11 protein-coding genes and 2 tRNA genes are annotated in these 12,362 nt (G+C 53.9%); 9 read left to right on the top strand and 4 right to left on the bottom strand.

What is annotated here, in order from left to right; all coding sequences use genetic code 11:
- Positions 1 to 93: 93 nt before the first annotated feature.
- Positions 94 to 867 carry a C40 family peptidase gene (locus tag AM410_RS20790; protein WP_014169773.1) on the top strand — a complete coding sequence of 258 codons (774 nt, stop codon included), beginning with the start codon at positions 94 to 96 and terminating at the stop codon, positions 865 to 867.
- A gap of 122 nt (positions 868 to 989) precedes the next feature.
- A complete protein-coding gene (gene sodB / locus AM410_RS20795; RefSeq protein ID WP_108648395.1) occupies positions 990 to 1,571 on the top strand; it encodes a superoxide dismutase [Fe] in 582 nt (193 codons plus the stop codon).
- A 38-nt stretch (positions 1,572 to 1,609) separates the two neighbouring features.
- Here the strand turns inward: sodB and AM410_RS20800 are convergent, their stop codons facing one another.
- Positions 1,610 to 2,776, bottom strand: a complete 1,167-nt coding sequence (locus AM410_RS20800; protein ID WP_014169771.1) for an MFS transporter — start codon at positions 2,774 to 2,776, stop codon at positions 1,610 to 1,612.
- 163 nt (positions 2,777 to 2,939) lie between these two features.
- Positions 2,940 to 3,029, bottom strand: a complete 90-nt coding sequence (gene cydH, locus AM410_RS20805) for a cytochrome bd-I oxidase subunit CydH (protein WP_032670423.1) — start codon at positions 3,027 to 3,029, stop codon at positions 2,940 to 2,942.
- Between the two features lie 297 nt (positions 3,030 to 3,326).
- Between cydH and purR the strand changes: the two genes are divergently transcribed.
- Positions 3,327 to 4,352 (top strand): HTH-type transcriptional repressor PurR, encoded by a 1,026-nt coding sequence (purR, locus tag AM410_RS20815; protein ID WP_014169769.1) that lies wholly within the window; start codon positions 3,327 to 3,329, stop codon positions 4,350 to 4,352.
- A gap of 16 nt (positions 4,353 to 4,368) precedes the next feature.
- Here the strand turns inward: purR and punR are convergent, their stop codons facing one another.
- Complete coding sequence (gene punR, locus AM410_RS20820; RefSeq protein ID WP_108648397.1) at positions 4,369 to 5,280, bottom strand: DNA-binding transcriptional activator PunR; 912 nt, start codon at positions 5,278 to 5,280, stop codon at positions 4,369 to 4,371.
- Positions 5,281 to 5,394: 114 nt separating this feature from the next.
- Here punR and punC point away from each other — a divergent pair, with 114 nt between their 5' ends.
- Together punC and cfa are read left to right on the top strand one after the other, a co-directional pair.
- Positions 5,395 to 6,594, top strand: a complete 1,200-nt coding sequence (gene punC, locus AM410_RS20825) for a purine nucleoside transporter PunC (RefSeq protein ID WP_108648399.1) — start codon at positions 5,395 to 5,397, stop codon at positions 6,592 to 6,594.
- 299 nt (positions 6,595 to 6,893) lie between these two features.
- A complete protein-coding gene (gene cfa / locus AM410_RS20830; RefSeq protein ID WP_014169766.1) occupies positions 6,894 to 8,042 on the top strand; it encodes a cyclopropane fatty acyl phospholipid synthase in 1,149 nt (382 codons plus the stop codon).
- A gap of 28 nt (positions 8,043 to 8,070) precedes the next feature.
- Here cfa and AM410_RS20835 read toward each other — a convergent pair whose 3' ends face one another.
- On the bottom strand, positions 8,071 to 8,712 hold the full coding sequence (locus AM410_RS20835; RefSeq protein WP_020884345.1) for a riboflavin synthase: 642 nt from the start codon (positions 8,710 to 8,712) through the stop codon (positions 8,071 to 8,073).
- Positions 8,713 to 8,937: 225 nt separating this feature from the next.
- Here AM410_RS20835 and mdtK point away from each other — a divergent pair, with 225 nt between their 5' ends.
- The 4 genes from mdtK (at position 8,938) to AM410_RS20855 (ending at position 12,336) form a co-directional block, all read left to right on the top strand.
- Positions 8,938 to 10,311 (top strand): MdtK family multidrug efflux MATE transporter, encoded by a 1,374-nt coding sequence (gene mdtK / locus AM410_RS20840; protein WP_014169764.1) that lies wholly within the window; start codon positions 8,938 to 8,940, stop codon positions 10,309 to 10,311.
- A 153-nt stretch (positions 10,312 to 10,464) separates the two neighbouring features.
- A tRNA-Val gene (locus tag AM410_RS20845) sits at positions 10,465 to 10,541 on the top strand.
- Between the two features lie 4 nt (positions 10,542 to 10,545).
- Positions 10,546 to 10,622, top strand: a tRNA-Val gene (locus AM410_RS20850).
- Between the two features lie 118 nt (positions 10,623 to 10,740).
- Positions 10,741 to 12,336, top strand: a complete 1,596-nt coding sequence (locus AM410_RS20855) for an FAD-NAD(P)-binding protein (protein WP_108648401.1) — start codon at positions 10,741 to 10,743, stop codon at positions 12,334 to 12,336.
- The last annotated feature ends 26 nt before the right edge of the window (positions 12,337 to 12,362 follow it).

The raw sequence follows: 12,362 nt of genomic DNA on the forward strand, positions 1-12,362 counted from the left end.
TAACTTATCGTGTTTTTATAGATTAGAATCGACGGGCTTTGTAAATCATTCGCGGGTATTATTGATGACCTGCATTTATCAGGGGACTGCCCAGTGGCGCGGATAAATAAAATCTCGATCACGCTCTGTGCTTTACTGTTTACAACACTCACTTTCACGCCAGTGGCGAACGCCTCTCAACAGGCGCGGCACTCTGCTGTACAAAAAACGCATCTGGCCAAAACCACAGACCGTAAGAAAAAAACCACCAGCAAGAACGACAAGAAAAAGACCACCACCCAGACTAAAAAGACCGCCTCCAGCAAGACGAAAACAAAACCTTCCCGCACTGCCCACGCAACCAAAAGTAAAGCCTCGCAAACTGCTGCTAATCTCGTGACGGAAAAATGCATCCCCCGCAAAGGTCATAAAGCGAAATGCACGAAGGTCACGAAAATAGCGGAAGTGCATAAGGTTCGCGTGCAGAAAGCGCAAAAAACGGCGTTGAATAAACTGATGGGGCAGATCGGCAAACCCTATCGCTGGGGCGGCAGCTCACCGCGTACCGGTTTCGACTGCAGCGGCCTCGTCTATTACGCCTATAAAGATCTGGTGAAGTTCCGAATTCCACGTACCGCCAATGAGATGTATCACCTGCGCGACGCGTCACCGGTCAACCGCGGTGAACTGGAGAATGGCGATCTCGTCTTCTTCCGCACTCAGGGGCGCGGCACGGCTGACCACGTTGGCGTATATGTAGGCAACGGGAAATTTATCCAGTCCCCACGTAGCGGCCAGGACATCCAGATAACCTCTCTCAGTGAAGACTACTGGGTACGTCACTATGTCGGCGCACGCCGCGTGATGACGCCAAAAACCATTCGCTAACCCCTGCCCTGCCACAGCCGTGGCAGGGTAAGTTCCTCTTTTGCATACCCTTTCAATTTGCTATTCTGTCCCTGTTGTCTGTGTGGTTATTGGCAACATAAAAAACAATAAGGAGAGAAGCAATGTCGTTCGAATTACCTGCACTACCATATGCAAAAGACGCCCTGGCCCCGCACATTTCTGCGGAAACCCTGGAGTATCACTACGGCAAACATCACCAGACGTACGTCACCAATCTGAACAACCTGATCAAGGGCACCGATTTTGAAGGCAAAACGCTGGAAGAGATCGTCCGCAGTTCAGAGGGCGGTGTCTTTAACAATGCCGCTCAGGTGTGGAACCACACCTTCTACTGGAACTGCCTGGCACCGAATGCAGGCGGCGAACCTACGGGTGAACTGGCTGGCGCGATTAACGCGGCATTTGGTAGCTTTGCTGATTTTAAAGCGAAGTTTACGGATGCTGCAGTCAAGAACTTCGGTTCTGGCTGGACGTGGCTGGTGAAAGACGCGGATGGCAAACTGGCTATCGTTTCCACCTCGAACGCGGGTACGCCACTGACCACCAGCGCGACGCCGCTGATGACCGTGGACGTCTGGGAACACGCTTATTACATTGATTACCGTAACGCGCGTCCGAACTACCTGGAGCACTTCTGGGCACTGGTTAACTGGGCGTTTGTGGCGAAGAACTTCGCCGCGTAAGAGACACGCAGAAGGGGTTGCCCTTCTGCGTTTTTTAATTATTCAGCAGCGCACGCTGCTTCCGGCTGTTTACGGCCAGACATCATCACTAACAGCAGGCCGAGTGCGGCAATTATCGCCCCCATCACCGGCACAAAGCTGTATCCCAGGCCGCCAGAAATGACGGCACCACCGGCAGCGGCACCGAGCGCATTGCCAAGGTTAAACGCGCCAATATTGACCGACGACGAGAGACCCGGTGCCTCATGGGCAACGCGCATCACGCGCATCTGCAGCGGCGGAACCACGGCAAAGGTCGCAGCCCCCCAGACAACCATCGCCATCGCCGCCCCGACTTCATTACGCGCCAGCCACGGAATGGCGATCATGATGACAATCAGCAGCGTTAAAAAGCCTTTCAGCGTCCCGCTCACGGAACGATCGGCGAATTTCCCGCCGAGATAGTTGCCTATAGAGAACCCGACACCAATCAGCACCAGCATCGCGGTCACAAAGAGAGGCGTCGCGTGGGTGATATCGTGCAACACCGGTGAAATATAGGTGTACAGGGTAAACATGGCGCCCGCCCCCAGTACGGTGGTCAACAGCGCGGAGAGCACCTGCGGGCGCATCAGTACCGACAGCTCTTTGCGGACATCAGGACGTTCACCAGCGCTGCCTTTCGGCAAGGAGAAGTACAACGCCACCATGGCGATAACACCCAGCACGGCCGTCGCCAGGAACGACATGCGCCAGCCGATCGCCTCACCCAGCCAGGTTGCGGCAGGTACACCGCCAATGTTGGCAATCGTCAGACCCATAAACATGGTTGCCACGGCACTCGCCTGCTTGTGTTTTGGCACTACGCTTGCGGCCACAACCGATCCCAGCCCAAAGAACGCGCCGTGGTTAAGACTGGTCAGAATGCGGGACAACATCAGGGTGGTGTAATCCGGAGCAATCGCGGAGAGCACGTTGCCCAGCGTAAATATCGCCATCAGGAAAATCAGCGCATTGCGGCGCGCGCGGTGTGAAAGCAGAAGCGTCATGAGCGGTGCCCCCACCATCACGCCAATGGCGTAGGCGCTGATGAGCATCCCGGCCGCCGGGATAGAAACATCCACGCCCCGGGCGATAACAGGCAGTAACCCCATCGGGGAGAATTCAGTGGTGCCAATCCCAAAAGCGCCAATCGCCAGGGCAAGCAGGGGAAAATTGATTTTCATGCGTCAACTCCGGATGCCGTGTCATGTCGTGACACAGAACAAAGAAGCCGAAAGCATGACATCAATCACAAAAAATGAGAAGTTAACAAATTGGCAAAAGATTTTTGCCGCAGACGTAACAATCAGGAAAACTGAGAGGGAGAGAGCTCTCCCTCCGTGTAAATCAGTGCAATGCAGCCGTCAGACCCGCCGCAACAATCAGAGCCAGTACAATAACGGTGGTCACCAGCGAAAACTTCAGATCGTAGCTCATCAATTTTTCTCCTTTTAATCTCCCCACGAAAAGTGAGCCTGCTCATTTTTACACAGTTTAGTTCAAAAATCTTCCTGGATTTAAACTGATAACCACTTTAGCTCTTCCCCTTTTCATCAAGATAGGACAAAATTCCACGCTAAATTTATTAGCGTACCGGCCATTGACCCCCTCCTGACGTCCTGTGTCGTTTTCCCGGCGTGCCGCAATTCAAGATTGCGTGATAAGGGTGAGAGAAGGCAAACGTTTACCTTCAAGTTTTTCAGGAGTTTAGGATATGGTCTGGAGTGACATTTAATGGCAACAATTAAAGACGTAGCAAAACGCGCAAACGTTTCCACTACAACCGTATCACATGTAATTAACAAAACCCGCTTTGTGGCGGAAGAGACGCGCAACGCCGTCTGGGCGGCAATCAAAGAATTACACTATTCACCGAGTGCGGTGGCGCGCAGCCTCAAAGTTAATCACACCAAATCCATTGGTTTGCTGGCAACCAGCAGTGAAGCGGCCTATTTTGCCGAGATAATTGAAGCGGTCGAGAAAAACTGCTTCCAGAAAGGCTATACCCTGATTCTGGGCAACGCGTGGAACAGCATTGAAAAACAGCGCGCTTATCTCTCCATGATGGCGCAAAAGCGTGTGGATGGCCTGCTGGTGATGTGTTCAGAGTATCCGGAGTCCGTGCTTTCCATGCTGGAAGAGTACCGCCATATTCCTATGGTAGTCATGGACTGGGGCGAAGCACGTGCAGACTTCACCGACTCCGTCATCGATAACGCGTTTGAAGGCGGCTATATGGCAGGCCGTTATCTGATTGAACGCGGTCACCGTGAGATTGGTGTGATCCCGGGTCCACTGGAGCGCAACACCGGTGCCGGACGTCTGGCCGGGTTTATGAAAGCAATGGAAGAGGCGCTGATTACCGTGCCGGAAAACTGGATCGTGCAGGGTGACTTTGAACCTGAATCCGGTTACCGCGCAATGCAGCAGATTGTCTCCCAGTCGCATCGCCCGACAGCCGTTTTCTGTGGCGGTGACATTATGGCGATGGGTGCTCTCTGTGCCGCCGATGAACTGGGTTTGCGCGTGCCGCAGGACATTTCCGTGATCGGGTATGACAACGTGCGCAACGCGCGCTTCTTTACCCCGGCGCTGACCACCATCCACCAGCCAAAAGACTCGCTGGGTGAAACGGCCTTCAATATGCTGATGGACAGGATCGTCAACAAGCGTGAAGAGTCTCAGTCCATTGAAGTTCACCCGCGTCTTATCGAACGCCGTTCCGTTGCGGATGGTCCGTTCCGCGACTATCGTCGTTAATCTTTTACGGGGCCAGTTATACTGGCTCCCGTAGCCATTCCCGGTTAAGCGTCTCACTGTCTCCCAGGTAATCCAGAAGCCAGGCCATCGCGGGCGACACATCATTTTGTTGCCAGGTGAGGCAACAGGCCGCATCCGGAAAAGGATTTTCCAGCGTCAGTTCAACCCATTCACCGGTGTCGATTCGGGGTCGCGCAAAATGGCCAGGGACCATGGCAACGCACAGCCCTGCGCTGAGGCATGTTGCTGAGGATTCCCAGTCCGGCGCAACCACCCGTCGCTGGTTATCCAGCAGCCAGGTAATGCGTTTGGGCAACGAACGCGAGGTATCTTCCAGCACCAGCGAGGGCCAGTTACGGAGCGTTTCGTCGCTGAGCGGCCCGTCCAGGGTAGCCAGCGGATGATCGCTTGCCACCACACATTTCCAGTTGAGCATGCCCATGTCGCGAAAGGCAAAGCGTCCCCCAACCGGAATCGCCTGCGTGGCACCGATCGCCATCTCTGCCCTGCCATCCGCCAGCGCATCCCAGACGCCGTTAAACACTTCCTGGGATACCCGCAATTCGACATCCGAGAAATGGCGATAGAAATCGACAATCATTTGCCGGGTACGTTCCGGTTTTACGATGTTATCCACGGCAATGGAAAGATGTCCTCGCCAGCCGTTAGCGATCTGCTGACACTGTTCGCGGGTGATCTGCATTTTTTTGATAACAGAACGCCCTTCTTTCAAAAACCATGCCCCGGCGGGCGTTAATTCCACATCACGGTGACGCCGTTCAAACAGCGGAACGGCCAGCCATTCCTCAAGCTGACGCACCGTATAGCTGATTGCTGAGGGGACGCGGTGCAACTCCTGCGCTGCACCGCTAAAGCTGCCGTTGCGCGCAACAGCATCGACCACTTCAAGAGAATAATCTGACCACATTTTCTGCCTGCAAAAATTTTGAATGCACTCGCCAAATATTAGCGTTTCACAAGCTGCTTTGCACTCCCTACACTCTGCGCAAACATAGACCTGCCTCCCTCAGGAGAAAAAACAATGCAACCCAGGAAAGGATTTTTAGTCTGGCTCGGTGGTTTAAGCGTGCTGGGCTTTTTAGCCACCGATATGTACCTGCCTGCCTTCGCCGCAATGCAGGAAGATTTACAGACCCCGGCGGCAGCCATCAGCGCTAGCCTGAGTTTATTCCTCGCGGGCTTTGCCTTCGCGCAGCTGCTCTGGGGGCCTCTCTCTGACCGCTTTGGTCGTAAACCGGTGCTGTTGCTGGGGCTGGCTATCTTTGCCGTCGGCTGTCTGGGAATGTTATGGGTGCGCGATGCAACCTGGCTGCTGGTACTGCGCTTCGTGCAGGCCGTTGGCGTCTGTGCTGCTGCGGTGACCTGGCAGGCGCTGGTCACCGACTACTATCCGGCCAACCGGACAAACCGCATTTTCGCCACCATTATGCCGCTGGTAGGGCTTTCGCCTGCCCTCGCCCCGCTGCTCGGGAGCTGGATCCTGGCGCATTTCGACTGGCAGGCCATTTTCGCTACGCTGTTTGCCATCACGCTGGTCCTGATGATCCCGGCATTCACACTCAAGGCAGCACATAAGAAAGAGACGCCTGCTGGCACGACACCGGTGACCTTTACCTCTCTGCTGAGCACCAAAGCGTACCGCGGTAATGTCCTGATTTATGCCGCCTGCTCGGCGAGTTTCTTCGCGTGGCTGACCGGTTCGCCGTTCATTCTTCACGATATGGGTTACAGCCCGGCCGCCATCGGTCTGAGCTATGTCCCGCAGACCATCGCGTTTCTGGTCGGGGGCTATGGCTGTCGCGCGGCGCTGCAAAAATGGGAAGGCCAGCAGATGCTGCCCTGGCTGCTGGTACTCTACGCGCTGAGCGTGATCGCCACCTGGGCTGTGGGCTTTATCCCGGGCGCAGGTCTGGCAGAAATTCTGATTCCCTTCTGCGTGATGGCCGTGGCGAACGGTGCGATTTACCCTGTCGTGGTAGCCCAGGCATTACGTCCGTTCCCACAGGCAACAGGTCGTGCGGCCGCGCTTCAGAATACCCTGCAGCTGGGTCTGTGCTTCCTGGCAAGCCTGGTGGTCTCTGCGCTGATTGCCACGCCGCTCCTGACCACCACCAGCGTCATGCTGGTTACGGTTGCGCTGGCCCTTCTGGGATACCGTATGCAGTCTGCGGCACAACGTGAGCAGGATGACCGCGCAGAGGTGAAAACCTCGCATGCATAATCGCGCCAGAAATTATGTTAAATATCAGTGATTAGGTTGCTAAGAATTTTCTATTGAATCACCAAATTTTGAGGCCTATACTAAATTTGGTTCGATTAAATACGATAAATATTAAGTGTTAACGGGAGCCGGAGCGCTCCCGTTTTACCATGGAAGGCATTTCGGCAAGGGTTATCTCCCTTCCTCTGTTCTACGTCGGATACTAGCCTCACGGGGAAATACCGTGAGATTTCTCACAAACCATAAAAAGCGTCTACGCTGTTTGAAGGTTCTGATCACAGTAAGGTGATGGAGAAGCTATGAGTTCATCGTGTATAGAAGAAGTCAGCGTTCCGGACGATAACTGGTCCCGGATCGTCAGTGAACTGTTAGGTCGCGCAGGCATCACTATTAATGGATCTTCGCCATCCGATCCACAGGTTAAGCATCCCGACTTTTTTAAACGCGTATTGCGGGAGGGATCGTTAGGCCTGGGGGAAAGTTATATGGACGGCTGGTGGGAGTGTGAACGGCTGGATATGTTTTTCTCCAGCGTGTTACGCGCCGGTCTGGAAAACCAACTCCCCCGTAATCTGAAAGATACATTACGTGTCGCCTCCGCCCGGCTGTTTAATCTGCAAAGCAAAAAACGGGCGTGGATCGTCGGCAAGGAGCATTACGACCTCGGTAATGACCTGTTCAGCCGCATGCTCGATCCTTTCATGCAATATTCCTGCGCCTACTGGAAAGAGGCCTCAACCCTTGAAGAAGCACAGCAGGCTAAGCTGCGTCTGATTTGTGAAAAACTGCAGCTACAGCCGGGCATGCGTGTGCTGGATATCGGCTGTGGATGGGGTGGTCTGGCCTATTTTATGGCGAAGCATTATGGTGCCAGCGTGGTCGGTGTGACCATTTCAGCTGAACAGCAAAAAATGGCACGGGAGCGCTGCCAGGGCCTTGATGTGGATATTCGCCTTCAGGATTATCGCGACCTGAACGAGCAGTTTGATCGCATAGTCTCCGTCGGCATGTTCGAACACGTGGGGCCGAAAAACTATGACACCTACTTCAGCGTGGTGGACCGTAACTTGAAACCTGACGGCATCTTCCTGCTGCACACCATTGGTTCTAAGCGCACCGACAATAACGTCGATCCGTGGATCAACAAATACATCTTTCCGAATGGCTGTTTGCCGTCCGTTCGCCAGATTGCTAACGCCAGTGAACCTCATTTCATTATGGAAGACTGGCATAACTTTGGCGCGGATTATGACACCACGTTGATGGCATGGCATTCACGTTTCCAGGAAGCCTGGCCAGAAATTGCGGACAACTATTCTGAACGGTTTAAACGGATGTTCAGCTATTATCTCAATGCCTGCGCAGGCGCCTTTCGCGCGCGTGATATTCAACTTTGGCAGGTTGTTTTCAGCCGAGGGATAGAACACGGTTTGCGGGTCGCACGCTAAAAAAAACCCCGGATATCCGGGGTTCATTTTATTCTTCTTCTGCGGTCTTTATTATTGCGGCTTCTTTTGCCGCCAACAGCCGCTCAACGGTATCCACAACCGCCTGAGTCTGCGGATCGATTTCGATATTAACCCGATGCCCCAGTTTTTTCGCACCCAGGGTTGTACGCTGGAGAGTTTCAGGAATTAAATGCACGCAGAAACGGGTCGGCGTCACTTCCCCAACCGTCAGGCTAATCCCGTCAATACCAATAAATCCTTTATACAGGATGTATTTCATTAATGAAGGATCCTGCACTTTAAACCAGATTTGACGGTTATTTTCCGAGGTGACAATCTTCGCCACTTCCGCGGTGGTCATAATATGGCCTGACATCAGATGGCCGCCAATCTCATCGCTGAACCTGGCCGCACGCTCTACGTTTACGGTATCCCCCACCACCAGCTCGCCCAGGTTGGTGATGCGCAGCGTCTCTTTCATTAAATCAAAGCTAATCTGGTTACCGTTAATTTCGGTTACCGTCAGGCAACAGCCGTTATGTGCAATCGAGGCGCCAGTTTCAATGCCATCAAGCATATATTCCGGAAGCTCAACCACATGAGTTCGGAAATTAGGTTTTTCATCAATGGACACCACTTTGGCGGTGCCCTGCACAATACCAGTAAACATGCTTACAACTCCTGTTTTTTCCGGACGGTGGTGACACCGTTTAATCCCACCACAATAACAGTTGGAAAAACAGGTTGCCAGCGGAGCGCATTTTGTGGCGATTTTTTCACTAGATAAATAGCTAAACCCCGCTACAATAGCTGGCACCCCCCTGCATTTTCTTCTTGCTGCCAGTTACGGCGGCCTTTTTAGTCTCTCAAATAACTAGAATATAAAGGTGTTCACGTGCAGAAGTACATGAATGAAGCGCGCCAGTTATTGGCACTGGCTATACCAGTGATCATCGCGCAAGTGGCCCAGACCGCAATGGGATTTGTGGATACGGTAATGGCGGGTGGCTACAGCGCCACCGATATGGCCGCCGTGGCAATAGGCACCTCGATCTGGCTTCCTGCCATCCTGTTTGGCCACGGCCTGCTGCTCGCCCTCACCCCGGTTATCGCTCAGCTAAATGGCTCAGGGCGACGTGAACGTATTGCCCATCAGGTTCGACAAGGGTTCTGGCTGGCAGGGTTTGTCTCCGTGCTGATAATGGTTGTGCTGTGGAATGCCGGTCATATCATCCGTGCCATGCATAATATTGACCCGGCTCTGGCTGACAAAGCCGTCGGCTATCTGCGAGCCCTGCTGTGGGGTGCGCCTGGCTATCTGTTCTTCCAGGTCGCGCGTAACCAGTGTGAAGGCCTGGCGAAAACCAAGCCCGGAATGGTAATGGGCTTTATCGGCTTGCTGGTGAATATTCCGGTGAACTACATCTTCATCTATGGTCACTTCGGTATGCCGGAGCTCGGCGGCGTCGGCTGCGGCGTGGCGACGGCTGCCGTCTATTGGGTGATGTTCTTCAGTATGATCTCCTATGTGAAACGTGCCCGTTCAATGCGCGATATCCGCAATGAACGTTCGTTCAGCACGCCGGACTGGAACATCATGACGCGTCTGGTGCAGTTAGGCCTGCCGATTGCACTGGCGCTGTTCTTTGAAGTGACGCTGTTTGCCGTGGTCGCCCTGCTGGTTTCTCCGCTCGGCATTGTGAACGTAGCCGGTCACCAGATTGCGCTGAACTTCAGTTCCCTGATGTTCGTATTGCCGATGTCGCTGGCCGCAGCGGTGACCATTCGCGTGGGCTTTCGTCTGGGGCAAGGTTCGACGCTGGATGCGCAAACGGCGGCCCGCACGGGGCTTGGCGTCGGTGTCTGTATGGCCATCTGTACGGCACTGTTTACCATCACGCTGCGTGAGCAAATTGCCCTGCTTTACAACGACAACCCGGAAGTGGTGGCCCTGGCCTCCCATCTGATGCTGCTTGCCGCGGTGTACCAGATCTCCGACTCCATACAGGTGATTGGCAGCGGCGTACTGCGTGGGTATAAAGATACGCGTTCGATCTTCTTTATCACCTTCATCGCTTACTGGGTGCTGGGTCTGCCGTGTGGTTATATCCTGGCGCTTACCGATCTGGTGGTTGACCGCATGGGGCCGGCAGGATTCTGGATGGGCTTTATCATCGGCTTAACCTCTGCGGCAATTATGATGATGCTGCGCATGCGCTTCCTGCAACGCCAGTCATCCTCGGTAATATTGCAACGCGCTGCACGTTAAATACGCAGTAGCCGCCAGCTGGCGGCTACTTTCTCTTCACTTTGCGCGGTAATAAAGCAATCGTGTGAAATCAGAGAGAAAAATGCATTTTCCCTCTTGCCTCAACGATGCTGTGCCGCTAATATTCGTCCCCGTTGTCACCGACAACACGTTGCGTTCATAGCTCAGTTGGTTAGAGCACCACCTTGACATGGTGGGGGTCGTTGGTTCGAGTCCAATTGAACGCACCATTCTGCGTCCGTAGCTCAGTTGGTTAGAGCACCACCTTGACATGGTGGGGGTCGGTGGTTCGAGTCCACTCGGACGCACCATTTCAGTCCTGAAATGGTGCAAATCCTCTTCTTAATGCCTGATTTTTCTTAATACCCCAATTTCATCATTATTCTCCTGCTACGCTTTTCTTATGAAAAAAAAACAGGAAGACTGTCGATGAAGAAAATCGCCATTATCGGCTCCGGCCCTACAGGGATTTACACCTTTTATTCTCTTCTTAAGAACGCGTCGCCGCTCTCTGTCTCCGTTTTTGAACAGGCAGACGAAGCTGGCGTGGGAATGCCCTACAACGACGACGATAACTCTCGCCTGATGCTGGCGAACATTGCCAGCATTGAAATCCCGCCCCTTTTTATGACCTACCTCGACTGGCTTAAGCGCCAGAGTGAAGCCCATCTGGCGCGCTTTAAGGTTGATAAAGCCACCTTGCATGACAGACAGTTTTTGCCCCGTATTCTGCTGGGCGAGTATTTTCGCGACAGTTTCCAGACGATAGTCCAGGAAGCTAAGAGGCGGGGATTTCAGGTTGAGATCCACACGTCTGCCACCGTCACCGATGTTGCCCCGTCCTCCTCCGGCGTGACGCTTTCGGTCAATGACACGCCGTTTCCGGAACGATTCGATCTCGCCGTGATCGCCACCGGGCATGTCTGGCCAGAAGAAGAGGAAGCCACGCGCGCGTATTTCCCAAGCCCGTGGTCAGGGTTGATGGATGCCCGCATCCGCCCCTGCCGCGTCGGTATTATGGGAACATCCTTAAGCGGGCTGGACGCGGCGATGGCCGTGGTCATGCAGCACGGTGAGTTTCGCGACGACACATTCCTCCTCGATAAAGGAAGTGAAGCGTTAAAAATTGTACTCATGTCCAGGACCGGGATTCTGCCAGAGGCCGATTTTTACTGTCCTATTCCGTACGAACCGCTGTCGGTATTAACCGAATCGGTACTCGAAGCCGAAATCGCCAAAGGATCAGACGGTCTGCTTGACCGCATTTTCGCCCTGATGGTGAAAGAGCTTGAACTCGCCGACCCGGCCTGGTGTGAGAAAATATCGCTGCGCATGCAGACGGCGGACAGCCTTCGCGAAGCGTGGTTTGAGGATCGAAAACAGCACGGTCCGTTTACCTGGGCTGAAGAGAACCTGAATGAGGTCGAGCGGAACAAACGTGACCGGCGCACGGTGGCCTGGCGCTACACCGTGCTTCGGCTGCATGAAGTGGTTCAGGAGATGGTTCCTCATCTTACCGAAAAGGACGCTGAACGCTTTAAAAACGGGCTGGCACGCGTCTTTATCGACAACTATGCCGCCATTCCCCCGCAGTCCATTCGCAGGCTTCTCGCGCTTCGTGAGGCCGGCATCATTAGCGTTGTGGCGCTGGGTGATGATTACACGCTGGATATTGGCAGCGCGCAGACGGTGATCGCCACTAAAGAGACGACCTACCGTTTCGACGTCTTTATTGATGCCCGCGGGCAAAAGCCGCTTAAAACAAAAGATCTGCCCTTCCCGACGCTGCGCAAACAGCTACAGGCGACGGGCGATGAGATCCCGGATATTGGCGAGGATTACACGTTAAAAGCGCCGGAAACGCTTCGCGGACGCATTGCATTTGGCGCAATCCCGTGGCTGATGCACGATCACCCTTTTGTTCAGGGACTGGCGGAATGTGCAGAGATAGCAGAGGCGATGGCAAAAGCCGCAGAGAAAACCGCATCGGGTTCAAGAAGGAAATTACCGTACAGTGATGACTGACAGGGCATCCGTGCCCTGCAACGCGG

It is taken from the genome of Enterobacter cloacae complex sp. FDA-CDC-AR_0164 (assembly GCF_003071645.1).
GTDB classification, from domain to species: domain Bacteria; phylum Pseudomonadota; class Gammaproteobacteria; order Enterobacterales; family Enterobacteriaceae; genus Enterobacter; species Enterobacter ludwigii.

Bases quoted from the DNA above. Each gene is read 5' to 3' on its own strand.
- sodB (WP_108648395.1), top strand. From the start codon at position 990: ATGTCGTTCGAATTACCTGCACTACCATATGCAAAAGACGCCCTGGCC.
- AM410_RS20800 (WP_014169771.1), bottom strand. From the start codon at position 2,776: ATGAAAATCAATTTTCCCCTGCTTGCCCTGGCGATTGGCGCTTTTGGG.
- cydH (WP_032670423.1), bottom strand. From the start codon at position 3,029: ATGAGCTACGATCTGAAGTTTTCGCTGGTGACCACCGTTATTGTACTG.
- purR (WP_014169769.1), top strand. From the start codon at position 3,327: ATGGCAACAATTAAAGACGTAGCAAAACGCGCAAACGTTTCCACTACA.
- punR (WP_108648397.1), bottom strand. From the start codon at position 5,280: ATGTGGTCAGATTATTCTCTTGAAGTGGTCGATGCTGTTGCGCGCAAC.
- punC (WP_108648399.1), top strand. From the start codon at position 5,395: ATGCAACCCAGGAAAGGATTTTTAGTCTGGCTCGGTGGTTTAAGCGTG.
- cfa (WP_014169766.1), top strand. From the start codon at position 6,894: ATGAGTTCATCGTGTATAGAAGAAGTCAGCGTTCCGGACGATAACTGG.
- AM410_RS20835 (WP_020884345.1), bottom strand. From the start codon at position 8,712: ATGTTTACTGGTATTGTGCAGGGCACCGCCAAAGTGGTGTCCATTGAT.
- AM410_RS20855 (WP_108648401.1), top strand. From the start codon at position 10,741: ATGAAGAAAATCGCCATTATCGGCTCCGGCCCTACAGGGATTTACACC.